The organism is Salinisphaera orenii subsp. halophila YIM 95161, assembly GCF_003732545.1.
In the GTDB taxonomy this organism is placed as follows: Bacteria; Pseudomonadota; Gammaproteobacteria; order Nevskiales; family Salinisphaeraceae; genus Salinisphaera; species Salinisphaera orenii_A.
This window is the reverse complement of sequence record NZ_AYKF01000116.1, coordinates 1-14967: the sequence shown is the minus strand read 5'-3', so window position 1 is coordinate 14967 and position 14967 is coordinate 1. Positions and strand designations below refer to the sequence as shown.

The following is a 14967-nucleotide window of genomic DNA, read 5'->3' as shown; positions in this document are numbered from 1 at the left end:
GGATGCTCACCCGGCCGGGCACTGGGGCTGCTAGCTAAACAACCCCGCTGGCAAGACACAAGGGCCTGTTGCCGTTTCGTACGAGTCCGCGCCAAGCGCTGCCTGAAAAATTGACTATGGGCGGCAAGATGAGGCGTAGCAAGCGCCGTGCAGTCACTCTGCATCAGCGTGCTACAACCCTGGATTGCCGTCGTGTTGTTTATTTCCGGGCGCTTGTCCCTTCGGGTTGGGCCGCCCATAAAAATTGACTATAGGCGCCCGGCGGCGTTGCGAACCTGGGTCGTGGCACGCCAAGACGCGGCGGCTCGCGCCTTGCCGGACACGATTTGAGGACGCCAACGCGGCGCTCGTACGAAACGGCAACAGGCCCTCGAGCGTTGGCGCCGGCGGGTCAGCGCGTCCGCGGGCCGAACACGGCGGTGCCCACGCGGACGTGGGTCGCGCCCTCGGCGACGGCGGCCTCGAGGTCGGCGCTCATGCCCATCGACAGCGTGTCCAGCGCGAAGCCGTCGGCGTTGAGCGCGTCCCGCAGTTCGCGCAGACGCGCGAAGGGCCGGCGCTGTGCCGCCAGCCCCTCGGCCGGCGCCGGGATGGTCATCAGGCCGCGCAGGCGGACGTTGTCCAGGGTGGCGATCTGCGCGGCCAGCTCGGCCGTTGCGGCCGGGGCCACGCCGGACTTGCTGGCCTCGTCGTCGACGTTGACCTGGATGCACAGATCCAGCGGTGCCAGGCCCGCCGGCCGCTGTTCGGACAGCCGCCGCGCGATCTTGAAGCGGTCGACCGCGTGGGCCCAGGCGAAGTGCGCGGCGATGTCGCGGGTCTTGTTCGACTGGATGTCGCCGATAAAGTGCCAGACGGGCGCCTGCGCGCCGAGCTGCTCGATCTTGGCGATGGCGTCCTGGAGATAGTTCTCGCCGAAGTCGCGCTGGCCGGCCTCGAGTGCCTCGGTCAGCCGGGCCGTGGGCTGGGTCTTGCTCACCGCCACGAGGGTGATGTCGTCGGCGTCGCGGCCGTGGGCCGCGGCGGCCTCGGCGATGCGCGCGCGCACGGCCTCGAGACGGGCGGCGATGTCCAAAGCGGGGTCGGTCGGGCTCATGGTTTGCGTTTCGCAGCCGTTGTAAGGGGTTGGGGTCATGCTAACGGTCGCGCACCGATGCGACCGTGGCGTACAGCGAAGTCAGGAAAGCGGGGCCTATGGATATATCCCAGTTACTGGCGTTCTCGGTCAAGCAGAACGCATCGGATCTGCATCTGTCGGCCGGGCTGCCGCCGATGATCCGCGTGGACGGCGATGTCCGGCGCATCAATCTGCCGGCGATGGAACACAAGGAAGTGTTCGATCTGATCTACGACATCATGAACGATCGCCAGCGCAAGGATTACGACGAGTATCTGGAGACGGATTTCTCGTTCGAGATTCCCGGGCTGGCCCGCTTTCGTGTCAACGCCTTCAACCAGAACCGCGGTGCGGCCGCGGTCTTTCGCACCATCCCTTCGGAGGTGCTCAGCCTCGAGGATCTGGCCGCGCCGGAGATTTTTCGCGACATTGCGGCGACCCCGCGCGGACTGGTGCTCGTCACCGGGCCGACCGGCTCGGGCAAGTCGACCACGCTCGCGGCGATGATCAACCACAAGAATCTGAGTGAGCTCGGCCACATCCTCACCGTCGAGGACCCGATCGAGTTCGTACACAGTTCCCAGAAGTGCCTGATCAACCAGCGCGAGGTCGCGCGCGACACGCAGTCGTTCTCGGCCGCGCTGCGCTCGGCCCTGCGTGAGGACCCGGACACGATCCTGGTCGGCGAGCTGCGCGATCTGGAGACCATCCGCCTGGCGATGACCGCGGCCGAGACCGGACATCTGGTCTTCGGCACGCTCCACACCTCGTCCGCGGCCAAGACCGTCGACCGCATCATCGACGTCTTTCCCGGCGGCGAGAAGGAGATGGTGCGGGCCATGCTCTCGGAGTCGCTTCGGGCGGTGATCTCGCAGACGCTGTGCAAGAAGAAGAGCGGTGGCCGCGTGGCGGCGCACGAGATCATGATCGGCACGCCGGCGATCCGCAATCTGATTCGCGAGGCCAAGGTGGCGCAGATGTATTCCTCGATCCAGACCGGTCAGTCCATGGGCATGCAGACCCTGGACCAGTGCCTCAACGAACTGCTGCGCCGCGGCCAGGTGACCCGCGAGGAAGCGCGCCGGCACGCGGCCAACCGCGACGCGCTGGCCGGCGGCTGAGGGCGCAACCATGGATCGTACCCAGGCCACCAAGCTGCTCACCGTGCTGCTCGACCGGCTGCTCGCCGAGGGCGGCTCGGATCTGTTCATCACCTCCGGTTTCGCGCCGGCGATCAAGAAGGACGGCGGCATCACGCCGCTCATGGAGCGCCCGCTGACCGCGGAGCAGTCGGCGCTGATCGTGCGCTCGGTCATGAACGACCGCCAGGCCCGCGAGTTCGACGAATTCAAGGAATGCCAGTTCGCGATCGCGCCGCCGGCGGGGCGTTTCCGGGTGTCGGCCTTCGTCCAGCAGGGCCACGTCGGCGCGGTGCTGCGCGTGATCAACACCGACATCCCCGATTTCGACGATCTCGGCCTGCCGCGCGTGCTCAAGGACGTGGTCATGAGCGAGCGCGGGCTGGTGATCTTCGCCGGCGCCACGGGGTCGGGCAAGTCGACTTCGCTGGCGGCGATGCTGGGCTATCGCAACGCCAATTCCGCCGGCCACATCATCACCATCGAGGACCCGATCGAGTACGTGCACCCGCACAACAAGTCGATCGTGACCCAGCGCGAGGTCGGCGTGGACACCCAGTCCTGGGAGAACGCGCTCAAGAACACGCTCCGCCAGGCGCCCAACGTGATTCTCGTGGGCGAGGTGCGCACGCGCGAGACCATGGAATACGCGATCAACTTCGCCGAGACCGGGCATCTCGTGCTGTGCACCCTGCACGCCAACAGCGCCAACCAGGCGCTGGATCGCATCATCAACTTCTTCGACGAGGCCAAGCGCGAACAGGTGCTCATGGACCTGTCGCTGAACATGCGCGCGATCATCGCCCAGCGTCTGGTGCGGCGCGTGGGCGGCGGCCGGGCGGCGGCGATGGAAATCCTGCTGGACACGCCGCTGGTCTCGGACATGATCTTCAAGGGCAAGGTCTCGCAGCTCAAGGAGACCATGAGCCGCGGCAACGAGCAGGGCATGGTCACTTTCGACCAGTATCTCTACAAGCTTTTCGAGGAGGGCGTGATCGACTTCACCGAGGCCATGCGCCACGCGGACTCGCGCAACGAGCTGCGGCTCAACATCAAGCTCAACAGCGATCGCGCCCGCACCGATCTGCGCGCGGATTCGGAAGTGCGCTCGCTGTCCATGCGCGGCGACGGCACGGACGACGAGGACGACGACAACGAGGCCGACGATGAGCGATAGCGAGAGTCTCGATCCCTATCTGCAGCTGGCGATCGACAAGCAGGCCTCGGACATCTACTTCACGGCGCACGCGCCGGTCATGCTGCGCGTGGAGGGCGCGATCTACCCGGTCAAGAGCCGCGCCCGGGAGACACTCACGCCCGAGACCATCGAGGCCCTGGCGACGACGCTGATGAGCGAGTCGCAGCAGGCCGTGTTCGAGCGCGAACGTGAGATCGATTTCTCCTTCCGGTTCTCCACCGTGGGCCGCTTCCGGGTCAACGTCTTCCGTCAGCGCGGCTCGGTGGCCATGGTCCTGCGCAACATCGGCAGCGTGCCCACCATCGAGGACATGGCCATGCCGGCCGTGCTCAAGCGCCTGGCGATGCAGAAGCGCGGGCTGATCCTGATGGTGGGCGCGACCGGTTCCGGCAAGTCGACCACGCTCGCGGCGATGATCAACCACCGCAACGAGAACGCCAGCGGTCACATCCTCACCATCGAGGACCCGATCGAGTTCCTCTACCGGCACAAGCGTTCGATCGTGAACCAGCGCGAGCTGGGCGTGGACACCCACGACTTCCCGCGGGCGCTGCGATCGGCCATGCGCGAGGCGCCGGACGTGGTCCAGATCGGCGAGATCCGCGACATGGCCACGGCAGAGGCCTGCCTGCAGCTGGCCGGCACCGGGCATCTCGCGATGGCGACCATGCACGCGAACAACGCCTATCAGTGCCTGCAGCGTCTGATCACGCTGTTCCCCGAGTCCGTGCGCGAAGCGCTGTACATGGATCTGTCGCTCAATCTCTGTGCGATCGTCTCGCAGCGCCTGGTCAAGGACGTCAACGGCAAGCGGGTCGCCGCCTACGAGATCCTGCTGAACACGCCGTATCTGGCCGACCTGATCATGAAGGGCCGCATCGACACCGTCCGCGAAGTCATGGCCGAGGCCGACGGCGCCGACGGCGCGGTGACCTTCGACGACTCCCTGCTCGCGCTGGTGCGCGACAAGCGCATTTCGCAGGAGGAGGCACTGGCCCACGCGGATTCCCGCGACAATCTTCAGAGCCGACTCGCCTTCGAGCGCAGCTAGGCGCGGATTCGTGCGAGACATCAACAGCCCCTAGCGCGTACGCTGTCGCCGTGAACAGCCCGGACGCCGTGCCCGATTCGACCCGCAGTGACGCCGATCCGCCGGTGATCGGCTGGCGCGAATGGGTGGGCTTGCCCGAGCTCGGCATCGCCCATATCAAGGCCAAGATCGATACCGGGGCGCGCACCTCGGCGCTGCACACCTTCTCCCTGGAGGTCGCCGAGGAAGCCGGGGTCCGGACCGCGCGCTTCGGCGTGCATCCGTTCCAGCGCGACAGCGACACCATCGTCTGGTGCCGCGCGCCGGTGATCGACGAGCGCAGCGTGCGCGATTCCGGCGGTCACCGGGAGTGGCGTTTCGTCATCGCCACGCAGATCGAGATGGCGGCCCGCCGGTGGCCGGTCGAGATCACCCTGACCGCACGCGATAACATGCTGTTCCGCATGCTCGTGGGCCGTACGGCCATGCGCGGCATGCGGATCGATCCGACGGCTTCGTTCGTCACCGGGGTGCCGGCGCCGGGGCCGCGCTGAACCGATGGTCGGCACGTGCCTTGCAGGCATGTGCGCGCACCATGCGACTTTTTTGCCATACCATGGAACGGTCAGGCGCCGGCGGCTGTCTGCGCCGGGTTTGTGGGGAATGTTCAGGACGCCGGCCCCGGCGGGCCTGAAACGGTCAGGGGCGCGGGCATCGGCCGCGTCCGAATCAATCAGAGGTCCTTCATGCAAATCGCCATCATGTCGCGTAACAAGAATCTGTACTCCACGCGGCGGCTCATCGAGGCGGGCAAGGCACGCGGTCACGAGGTCATGGTGGTGGATCCGCTGCGCTGCTACATGAACATCGTGCCGCACGCGCCCGAGATCCATTACAAGGGCAAGAAACTCGAGGGCATCGACGCGGTCATCCCGCGTATCGGCGCCTCGATCACCTTCTATGCCACCGCGGTGCTGCGGCAGTTCGAGATGGTCGGGGTCTATCCGCTCAACGAGTCGGTGGCGATCTCGCGTTCCCGCGACAAGCTGCGCTCCATGCAGCTGCTGTCGCGCAAGGGCATCGGCCTGCCGGTGACCGGTTTCGCGCATTCGCCGGACGATACCGACGATCTGCTCGATCTGGTCGGCGGCAACGCCTACGTCATCAAGCTGACCGAGGGCACCCAGGGCAAGGGTGTGGTGCTCACCGAGACCCGCGGCGCGGCCGAGTCGGTGATCGACGCCTTCCGTGGTCTGGACGCCCACTTTCTGGTTCAGGAGTACGTCAAGGAGGCCCGCGGCGCGGACATCCGCTGCTTCGTGATCGGCGACAAGGTGGTGGCCTCGATGAAGCGGCAGGGCAAGGAGGGAGACTTCCGCTCCAACCTGCACCGCGGCGGCTCGGCGAGCGTGATCAAGATCACGCCGGAGGAGCGCTCCACGGCGGTGCGCGCGGCCAAGATCACGGGCCTGAACGTGGCCGGCGTCGACCTGCTGCGCTCGAACCACGGCCCCGTGGTCATGGAGGTCAACTCCTCGCCCGGGCTGGAGGGCATCGAGGGCGCGACCGGCAAGGACATCGCCGGCCAGATCATCGGCTTCATCGAGGGGCATTCCCGGCGCGGCAAGACGCGGACCCGCGGCGGCGGCTGAGCCGCGCCGCAGCCCGCCCGGCGGCGACGGCGCGTGGCGCCGTCGCCGGTCCCCCGTCCGTCCTGTCCGTGAAACCCCTGCCATGAGCGAAGCATCCGACAAGCCCCGATCCACCGCGGCGGCCCGCGATCCGGCGCGCGAGCTGGAGATCGGCGGCCAGCGCCTGGCGCCGGGCACGTCGACCACCATCGACCTGCCGGTCACCGATCTCTACACCCACGCCAAGCTGACGATGCCGGTCAACGTCATCCGCGGCCGCCGGGCCGGGCCGACGCTGTTCGTCTCCGCGGCGGTGCACGGCGACGAGCTCAACGGCGTCGAGATCATCCGGCGGCTGCTCAAGCTGCGCGGGCTCAAGCAGCTGCGCGGCACGCTCATCGCGGTGCCCATCGTCAACGTGCACGGTTTCCTGCGGCATTCGCGCTATCTGCCGGACCGGCGCGATCTCAACCGCTCGTTTCCCGGCAGCGCGAGCGGCTCGGTGGCGTCGCGCCTGGCCCATGTCTTCGTCACCGAGATTCTCGACAAGGCCGATTACGGCATCGATCTGCACACCGGCGCCATCCACCGCTCGAACCTGCCCCAGATCCGCGCGGATCTGTCCAAGGACAGCACGCTGGAGCTCGCCGAGGCCTTCGGCTGCCCGCTGCTGATCGACGCGAGCCTGCGCGAGGGTTCGCTGCGCGAGCACGCCGACAAGCAGGGCGTGCCGCTGCTGCTCTACGAGGCCGGCGAGGCGCTGCGCTTCGACGAATTCTCGATCCGGGCGGGCGTGCGCGGCGTGACCGGGGTGATGCGCAAGCTCGGCATGCTGCCGCGCCGCTCGCGGCGCCGGACGCCGCCGCGGCCGGTGGTCGCCACCGACTCCAACTGGGAGCGCGCGCCGGAGTCGGGGATTCTGCGTTCGCTGGTCGAGCTGGGAGAATACGTCAGCCGGGACCAGGTGCTGGCCTACATCGCCGACCCGTTCGGCGCGACCGAGGTCGAGATCCGCTCGGAGCACGCCGGCATCGTCATCGGCCGCTCCTACCTGCCGCTGGCCCACGCCGGCGATGCGCTCTATCACGTGGCCCGCGTCAAGGGTGCGCAGAAGGTCGCCAGCCGCGTCGAGGCGTATCAGTCGGCCAACGAGCCCGACGACTTCGACGACCGCGGCGAATCCGGCGAGCCGCCGATCGTCTAGACGCCCGCGTTACGAGGCCCGGCCCGAGCGGTCGCTTCTAACCGCGTGGCTGGCGGTTGCCGGCGATGATCGCCATCACCGCCATGCGTACGGCGATGCCGTTGCGCACCTGCTCGAGGATGACCGACTGTCGGCCGTAGGCCACGTCGGCGTCGATCTCCACGCCGCGGTTGATGGGGCCGGGATGCATGACCAGGGCGTCGGGGCGGGCGTGGGCGAGGTTGGCCGGCGTCAGCCCGAAGCGGTGGTGGTAGTCGCTCACCCCTTCGAGGGCGTCGCCGTCGATGCGCTCGCGCTGGATGCGCAGACCCATGACCACGTCGGCGTCGCGCAGCAACGCGGCACAGTCGGTGCCGGCGGTGACGCCCAGTGCGGCCGGGTCCGGCGGCAGGAAGCGCTCCGGCCCGACGACGCGGATGTCGCGGGTGCCGAGCGTACGCAGCGCCTGGATGGTGGAATGGGCGACCCGCGAATGGCGCACGTCGCCGACGATGGCCACCGCCAGATTCGCGAAATCCGGCCGGTGACGGCGGATGGTGAACACGTCCAGCAGCGCCTGCGTCGGGTGGGCGTGGCTGCCGTCGCCGGCGTTGATGATGGCGACGTCATCGGCCGCGTGGGCGGCGAAGCGCGCCGCCGCGCCGTTCTCCGGATGCCGGATGGCGAAGATGCTGCCGCCCATGGCCTGCAGGGTGAACAGCGTGTCGAGGTCGTCCTCGCCCTTGGCGCGGGAGGAGTGCGCCACGTCCATGTTGATGACGTCCGCCGACAGCCGCTTGGCCGCCAGCTCGAAGGTGGTGCGCGTGCGCGTCGAGTTCTCGAAGAACAGGTTGAACACGGTCCGGCCGCGCAGCAGCGGCACCTTGCGGGGCGGCGCGCCCGGATCGGGCACGAAGCTCTCGGCGGTGTCCAGGATCTGCTCGATCAGCGCCCGCGGCAGCCCCTGGGTGGTGATGAGATGGCGCAGACCGCCCTGATCGTCGAGCTGGATCGCGGTCATGCGCGGGCCCCGATGATGCGCCCCCCGCGTCGTCGCCCGGGGCGCGGGCGCGCGCCGTGTGTCGTGGTTCGCCGTGTCGGAGTCATTGCATCGTCAGCCGCAGCGGGTCGGGGCCGGTCAGCTTGATCCGGCGGTTGGTCGCGATGTCGAGCTTCAGGCCCACGGCATCCGGGGCGAAGGGCAGCTCCCGGGCGCCGCGATCGACCAGTACGGCGAGCCGCACGGCGGCCGGACGGCCGTAGTCGAACAGTTCGTTGAGCGCGGCGCGCACGGTGCGCCCGGTGTAGAGCACGTCGTCGACCAGGATCACCGTCTTGCCGTCGATCTCGGCCGGGATGTGCGACGGACCCACGCTCGGATGCAGACCAATGGTGGAGAAGTCGTCGCGATAGAAGCTGATGTTGAGCGTGCACAGCGGCGCGGCGAGACCGAACTCGGCGTGCAGGCGCGAGGCGATCCAGGCGCCGCCGGTCTCGATGCCGACCAGCACCGCATCCGGCGTGGTCGCGATCCGCGGCGCGAGCTGCGCCCGCAAGGCCGCGATCGCGGCGTCGACGTCGAAGGTGTCGTGGGCGTCGTCGTTCATGCGTTGGCCTCGCCGGCTTCGAGCCAGCCCTCGAGTATGACCTGGGCGGCCATGGCATCGGAATCGCCCTTGGCGAGACGCTTCTTGCGGGTGCCGGCAGCGCGCGCGGTGCGCAGCCGCTCCATGGCCTCGATGGTGGAAAAGCGCTCGTCCATGGCGTGGACCGGCAGGTCGAAGTGGGCGCCCAGCCGGGCCATGAAGTCGCGGGCGTTGTCGGTCATTACCTGGGTGCTGCCGTCCGCGGCCAGCGGCAGGCCGACCACCAGCGCGCCCGGGCGCCACTCGCCCACGATGCGCGTCAGGCCGGTCCAGTCGGGGCCGTCGTCGTGGTGCAGGGTCGTCAGCGCCTGGGCCCGGCCGGTGATGGCGTTGCCCACGGCCACGCCGATGCGGCGGGTGCCGAAGTCGAAACCGAGCAGCACGTCGGCGTTGCCGGCCATCAGCGCGGTCTCCGGGCCGGGCGGGCGCGTCGCGGCTCAGGCATGACCGGCCGTGGCGGAGAGCTGATGCGCCTCCACGCCGAGCTGGCGGGCGGCGGCGGCCCAGCGCTCGGCGACCGGCAACTCGAAGATGATCCGGTCGCTGGCCGGCGTGTTGAGCCAGCTGTTGGCCAGCATCTCCGATTCCAGCTGGCCGTCGCCCCAGCCGGCGTAGCCGAGGGTGATCAGATAATCGCTGGGGCCGAAGCCGTTGCCGATCGCCTCCAGGATGTCGCGCGAGGTGGTGATCGCCAGGCCGCCGCAGACGTGCAGCGTCGACTCCCAGTCGCCCTCATCGCGGTGCAGCACGAAGCCGCGCTCGGTCTGCACCGGGCCGCCCCAGTACACCGGCAGGCCGTGATCGACATGCGGCTCGATGTCCATGTGCTGGAGCATGTCACGCACGGCCAGATCGCTGGGCTTGTTGATCACCAGGCCCATGGCGCCGTCGTCGTTGTGTTCCGCGATGAAGGTCACGCTGTCGGCGAAATCGCCGCCGACGCGCCCGGGCATCGCGAGCAGGAACTGGTTTCGGAAGAGTCCGTCGGTCATGCTCGCATTATCCGCCGTGGGCCGCGGTGTCGGCAAATGCAACGGCGCCACGATGACGACGCCGGCGGACCGGCGCGTGCCGATGCGATCGATACCGCGCGCCGTGCCTCCTGGTGCTTCGATGGGGCCGCCCGATGCGTCGCGCGACCGGCCTGCGGCGCTTCCGGAGGCGCCGCGCAGATGGGTTGGGTCGATGCGCTCTAGCGGCGTGCCCGCAGGCGCGCGGCGCCGCCGGCCTCGAACAGCCAGTCGTAGGCAAAGTTCAGTTCGCGGCCGCCGATCCGGTCGGCGTCGAAGGGCGGATAGGGCGCGGCCGTGCGCACCAGCCGCAGGGCGGCGGCGTCCAGGGCCGGCCTGCCGGAGGAACGGATCACACGCGCGTCGTTCAGGCTGCCGTCCGCGGCCACACGCACGGCCAGGGTCAGGCGGCGGTCGCGGCCGCCGAGCAGGGCATCGGGCAGGGCGTGGCTGCCGAGCGTCTCGATGCGGCTCTGCCAGCGCGAGAGATAGGCCGCGCGGGCGTCGCCGCGGGCGGTGCGCGTGCGCTGCGGCCGCGGTGTGGGTTCGGCCGACGCGGCTTGCGTGGTCTCGGCCGCCGGCGCCGGGCTCGGGCTGTCGGCGATGAGCACGTAGCGGGTCACCCGCGCCGCCGCGGGATCGCCCGCCGGGGTGGGCCTCTGCGCGGTGCCGGGCGCGGCACGGCGGCCGCGCTGCGAGCGATCGTCGTCGCCGCGCTGGTCGCGGGTCGCTCTCACGCGCTCCTCCACCTCCGCGGAGGCCGGCGCCACGCTGCGTGTGACTCGCAGCGGCGTGTCGCCGGAGCCGGCCGTGCCGGCGGCGAGCGTGGCCAGCAGCGCGCCGTGAGCCGCCGTTGCCAGGCCCAGCGCGAGCGCGAATCGCCGCGCGGCGGCGTCCATTTCAGGCCAGCCGGCGCTCGATCGCGTCGAACAGCAGGCCGGCGATGTTGATGTCGAACTGGGCCTCCAGCTCGCGCACGCAGGTGGGGCTGGTGACGTTGATCTCGGTGAGCCTGTCGCCGATCACGTCTAGGCCCACGAACAGCAGCCCCTTGTCGCGCACGTAGGGGCCGATCTCCTCGGCGATCGCACGATCCGCGTCGGTCAGCGGCCGGCCCACGCCGCGCCCGCCGGCGGCCAGATTGCCGCGCAGCTCGCCCTCGGCCGGCACCCGCGCCAGGGCATAGTCGACTGGCTTGCCGTCGACCACGAGGATGCGCTTGTCGCCGTCCTTGATGTCCGGCAGATAGGCCTGGGCCATGGCATAGCGCGTGCCGTGTTCGGTGAGCACTTCCAGCACCACGGAGATGTTGTCGTCGCCGGTCTTCACCCGAAAGATGCGCGAACCGCCCATGCCGTCGAGCGGCTTGATCACTGCGTCGCCGTGCTCTTTGATGAAGCGCTTGAAATCGTCGCTGCGGCGGGCGACCAGCGTGGGCGCGGTCAGATGCGCGAAACGGTTGATCGACATCTTCTCGTTGACGTCGCGCAACGCATCGCAGCGGTTGACCACCAGCGTGCCTTCGTTTTCGGCCAGTTCGAGGATATAGGTCGCATAGATATATTCGGTATCGAAGGGCGGATCCTTGCGCATGAGGATCGTGTCCAGATCGGCCAGGGCCAATATCTCGGACTCGCCGGTAAAGCGATACCAGTCGTCGTTGTCGTCAAACACCTCGAGCCGGCGACCCGTGCCGTAGCCCACGCCGTCGCGCACGAACAGATCGGACATCTCGAAATACACGATCTCGTAGCCGCGCCGCATCGCCTCCAGCAGCAGTGCGAGCGTGGTGTCCTTGTAAGGGGTGATATCCGCGATGGGATCCATCACGACGCCGAGACGGGTGGACATGCCGGGTTCCTCAGACTTCGAGCACGCCTGACGTGCCGATTACGATGACGAACAAACGCGCATGGTAGCGCAGGCCGAGCGCTCGTCGACTGTGGGCTAATCCCGGATCGACCCAGAGTAACGTTGAACTCGTGAAACAGTCTCGCTTAACGCCGGGTTCCAAGGCCGAGCAGCCTTGAAGGCGCCAGCGTCGTGGCGCAGCGATCGCGGCCGACCAGACAAGGATAAGCGGGCTAATAGCATCCCGTCTGCCTCCAACCGATATTCATACGCGGTAGCCGATCTTGGTTGGCCCAGTGGGCGGCTGCCGGTATCCGCTTGCTAAACCGTGCTCGATTTGGCTCGAAGCGAGAGCGCAGGCACGGCAACAATCGACGCCGCCGCGCGTTCTTTGAATTCTAATTACAGCAAATTCATATAGTTATAATTATTAGTGAACAAGTGTTGACATTCTCGTCGAGCGCCTCCGATACTGTGCACAGTTGTTCACACGGAGGCGTTTTATGACGTCAGCCACAACTACAGGTGAGACAGGGCGCGTTCACCGGCTCGTGAAAGCCGCATTCAACTCGCGGTTGATGCACCGGTTGACCTATCCCCACGGTCCGGATCGCTTCATCGAGCTGTTCGATCCGACCGCGGTCACCGACGAAGTCGTCGGCACGATCAGCGCGATCGAGCATCCCACCGAGCGAAGCGTCCGTGTGTCCGTGCGGCCGAACAGCCGCTGGGCCGGTTTTCAAGCCGGGCAGTATGTCGAATTCGCGATGGAAATCGATGGCCGTCGGCAGCGCCGCATGTTCTCGCCTGCGCACTCGCAGCATGCCGATGGCGCGCTCGAGTTCACAATGTCGGTGAACCCCGACGGCGTGCTCACGCGTCACATCAAAGAGTCGGCGCGTGTTGGCGATCATGTGGTGTTGGGCAACGTCGGCGGCGATTTCCATCTGCCGCTAACGCGGCCCGAGCGCATCGTGCTGCTCAGTGCCGGTTCGGGCATCACACCGGTGATGTCGATGCTGCGCACGCTCATCGACGAGCGCTACGACGGCGCGATCGATTTCATCCACTACTGCCGTAGTACGAGCGACGCGCTCTACGCCGCCGAGCTGGAACAGTACGAGGGCGTGCTGCCCGGCCTGCAGATGCACTGTATCTACACCCGCGAGGGTGGCGAGCATTTCAGCGCCGACCAGCTGGCCCGGCTTGTGCCGGACTACCACGATGCGCAGACCTTCGTCTGCGGACCGGCCGCGCTGCTCGAAGCCACCCGCACGCTCTTCGACGAGCAAGGCATCGGCGAGCGGCTGCACCAGGAAGCCTTCGGGCTGGCCACGCCCGCCGCCAGCGAAGACGAAACCGGCGGCGAGATCCACTTCAAGCGCAGCGACCGGAGCACGGACAACAACGGCCAGACACTGCTCGAGCAGGCCGAGCAGGCAGGGCTGAGCCCGGAACACGGCTGCCGTATGGGCGTGTGCTTCGCCTGCAGCTGCACGAAGACCGCCGGGCGCGTCCGCGACCTGCGCACAGGCGAGGTCAGCGGCGACGGTGAGCAGGAAATCCAGATCTGCGTCAGCGCCCCGGTCGGCAGCGTCAGCCTGGACATCTGATCACGAACCATTACTGCCGAGACGCACCCAATCGCGTGCCGGCGCTCAATTCGTCAACACTTAGAGGAATATCTCATGAGTGAACTCGACAACCATCTCAACAGCTTTACCCAGGAACAGTTCGACCAGATCGGCGCCGACTTCGATGCGATTCGTCGTCGCGTGATCAACGACCTGGGCGAGCGCGATGCCAACTACATCCGCACCATCGTCAAGCGCCAGCGTCAGTTCGAAGTCGGCGGCCGCGCGATGATGATGCTGCCCCCGACCTGGCCGCTTGGCGTGGCCTCGCTTTCCCTGTCGAAAATTCTCGACAACATGGAAATCGGCCATAACGTCATGCATGGCCAGTACGACTGGATGGGCGACCCGGCGCTGAACTCCAAGAACTTCGACTGGGACACCGCCGATACCGCCGAGAACTGGAAGGCGACCCACAACTTCGAGCACCACACCTATACCAACGTGGTGGATCGCGATCACGACATCGGCTACGGCCTGCTGCGCATGGCCGACGATCAGCCGTGGGAACCGCGCTTTTTGCTCAACCTGCCGCTGACCGCGCTGCTGCATGTGTTCTTCCAGCATTTCGTTGCGGTTCAGAATCTCAAGCTCGAGAACTATCTGATCTACAAAACCAAGAGCCGGGAACAGCTGGCCGAGGAATTCAAGCCGGTCTGGGCCAAGATGCGCAAGCAGCTGGCCAAGGACTATGTCTATTTCCCGTTGCTCGCCGGCCCGTTCGCGCCGCTGGTATTCGCAGGCAACATGACCGCCAATCTCACGCGCAACATCTGGGCCTGCAGCGTGATCTTTAACGGTCACTTCCCGGAAGAGGTCGAACAGTTCGACGAATCGGTGCTTGAGGACGAATCCCGCGGTCAGTGGTATGTGCGCCAGCTCCTAGGGAGCGCCAACTTCGAGGGCAGCAAGCTCATGCATCTGATGAGCGGCAACCTGAGCTATCAGATCGAGCATCATCTGTTCCCCGATATCCCGGCCTGCCGCTACGCCGAGATCGCGCCGGAAGTGCGTGCCATCTGCGAGAAGAACGGCCTGCCGTACCACAGCGGCCCGTTCTGGAAGCAGGCGCTGTCGACCTGGAAGCGAATCGCCCGCCTGTCGCTGCCGGACCGCCTCCTGCCGACGAAAAAGCCCAAGTCCAAGGCCGCGCCCAAGGCCAAGCCGGCGGCAGAGAAGGAAACGCTCCCGCTCGCGGCCTGATTACCTAGCGACGCTTCGGCGATCCAAGCCCGGCAGCATGCAATCGAGTGTGCTGCCGGGTTTTCTATGGTGGCTGGTACACGCTCTCGTGGCGTAAGAGCGGAGCGGTCGCAACCGTTCGCGGATGCATGGTTTATCCCGACGAGCCCGCACGCAGTTATACGGCGGCTTTCGACCCAAAGCGGACTGCTATCGGTTTAATTCGCGTGAGAGCATCGGGATATAACTTAACTAGCCCGCATCGAAAATTGAGCGGAGCTACGCTCATTTCTGGTGTATGAGCGATTGAAGGAGGCGGCACCCACCTGCTGAAATTAGTAAGACC

Annotated in this window: 15 protein-coding genes; 8 read left to right on the top strand and 7 right to left on the bottom strand. The window is 67.2% G+C overall.

Translation table 11 applies throughout. The features are described 5' to 3' along the window. Positions 1-391: 391 nt before the first annotated feature. Positions 392-1096, bottom strand: a complete 705-nt coding sequence (locus SAHL_RS14570) for a YggS family pyridoxal phosphate-dependent enzyme (RefSeq protein WP_123592148.1) — start codon at positions 1094-1096, stop codon at positions 392-394. Positions 1097-1194: 98 nt separating this feature from the next. On the opposite strand from SAHL_RS14570, the gene SAHL_RS14565 reads away from it, so the two are divergent. The 6 genes from SAHL_RS14565 (at position 1195) to SAHL_RS14540 (ending at position 7319) form a co-directional block, all read left to right on the top strand. Next, the gene (locus tag SAHL_RS14565) at positions 1195-2238 is read left to right on the top strand and encodes a type IV pilus twitching motility protein PilT (protein ID WP_123592147.1); all 1044 of its coding nucleotides are present in this window, start codon (positions 1195-1197) and stop codon (positions 2236-2238) included. Positions 2239-2248: 10 nt separating this feature from the next. Beyond that, complete coding sequence (locus SAHL_RS14560; RefSeq protein ID WP_123592146.1) at positions 2249-3433, top strand: PilT/PilU family type 4a pilus ATPase; 1185 nt, start codon at positions 2249-2251, stop codon at positions 3431-3433. Further along, positions 3423-4505 (top strand): PilT/PilU family type 4a pilus ATPase, encoded by a 1083-nt coding sequence (locus tag SAHL_RS14555; protein WP_123592145.1) that lies wholly within the window; start codon positions 3423-3425, stop codon positions 4503-4505. Before SAHL_RS14560 ends, SAHL_RS14555 begins: the two co-directional genes overlap by 11 nt. A gap of 50 nt (positions 4506-4555) precedes the next feature. Next, positions 4556-5038 (top strand): ATP-dependent zinc protease family protein, encoded by a 483-nt coding sequence (locus SAHL_RS14550; RefSeq protein WP_245965402.1) that lies wholly within the window; start codon positions 4556-4558, stop codon positions 5036-5038. Between the two features lie 192 nt (positions 5039-5230). After that, the gene (rimK, locus tag SAHL_RS14545; protein WP_123592144.1) at positions 5231-6136 is read left to right on the top strand and encodes a 30S ribosomal protein S6--L-glutamate ligase; all 906 of its coding nucleotides are present in this window, start codon (positions 5231-5233) and stop codon (positions 6134-6136) included. A gap of 82 nt (positions 6137-6218) precedes the next feature. After that, positions 6219-7319: a succinylglutamate desuccinylase/aspartoacylase family protein gene (locus SAHL_RS14540; RefSeq protein ID WP_123592143.1), complete on the top strand. Its 1101-nt coding sequence runs from the start codon at positions 6219-6221 to the stop codon at positions 7317-7319. 37 nt (positions 7320-7356) lie between these two features. On the opposite strand, the gene SAHL_RS14535 is transcribed toward SAHL_RS14540, so the two are convergent. The 6 genes from SAHL_RS14535 to gshB all read right to left on the bottom strand — a co-directional run bounded on the left by SAHL_RS14535 (position 7357) and on the right by gshB (position 11805). Then, entirely contained in the window at positions 7357-8319 is a 963-nt protein-coding gene (locus tag SAHL_RS14535; protein WP_123592142.1) for an aspartate carbamoyltransferase catalytic subunit, read from the bottom strand. Between the two features lie 82 nt (positions 8320-8401). Continuing rightward, a complete protein-coding gene (gene pyrR, locus SAHL_RS14530) occupies positions 8402-8905 on the bottom strand; it encodes a bifunctional pyr operon transcriptional regulator/uracil phosphoribosyltransferase PyrR (protein ID WP_123592141.1) in 504 nt (167 codons plus the stop codon). Next, positions 8902-9345, bottom strand: a complete 444-nt coding sequence (gene ruvX / locus SAHL_RS14525) for a Holliday junction resolvase RuvX (RefSeq protein WP_123592140.1) — start codon at positions 9343-9345, stop codon at positions 8902-8904. Before ruvX ends, pyrR begins: the two co-directional genes overlap by 4 nt. A 36-nt stretch (positions 9346-9381) precedes the next feature. Then, on the bottom strand, positions 9382-9936 hold the full coding sequence (locus SAHL_RS14520; protein WP_123592139.1) for a YqgE/AlgH family protein: 555 nt from the start codon (positions 9934-9936) through the stop codon (positions 9382-9384). A gap of 200 nt (positions 9937-10136) precedes the next feature. After that, complete coding sequence (locus SAHL_RS14515; RefSeq protein ID WP_123592138.1) at positions 10137-10853, bottom strand: energy transducer TonB; 717 nt, start codon at positions 10851-10853, stop codon at positions 10137-10139. Position 10854: 1 nt separating this feature from the next. After that, the gene (gene gshB, locus SAHL_RS14510) at positions 10855-11805 is read right to left on the bottom strand and encodes a glutathione synthase (protein WP_123592137.1); all 951 of its coding nucleotides are present in this window, start codon (positions 11803-11805) and stop codon (positions 10855-10857) included. Between the two features lie 551 nt (positions 11806-12356). Here gshB and SAHL_RS14505 point away from each other — a divergent pair. Continuing rightward, positions 12357-13418: a ferredoxin reductase gene (locus SAHL_RS14505; protein ID WP_184947740.1), complete on the top strand. Its 1062-nt coding sequence runs from the start codon at positions 12357-12359 to the stop codon at positions 13416-13418. A 75-nt stretch (positions 13419-13493) separates the two neighbouring features. Further along, a complete protein-coding gene (locus SAHL_RS14500) occupies positions 13494-14642 on the top strand; it encodes a fatty acid desaturase family protein (RefSeq protein ID WP_123592135.1) in 1149 nt (382 codons plus the stop codon). Positions 14643-14967: the final 325 nt, after the last annotated feature.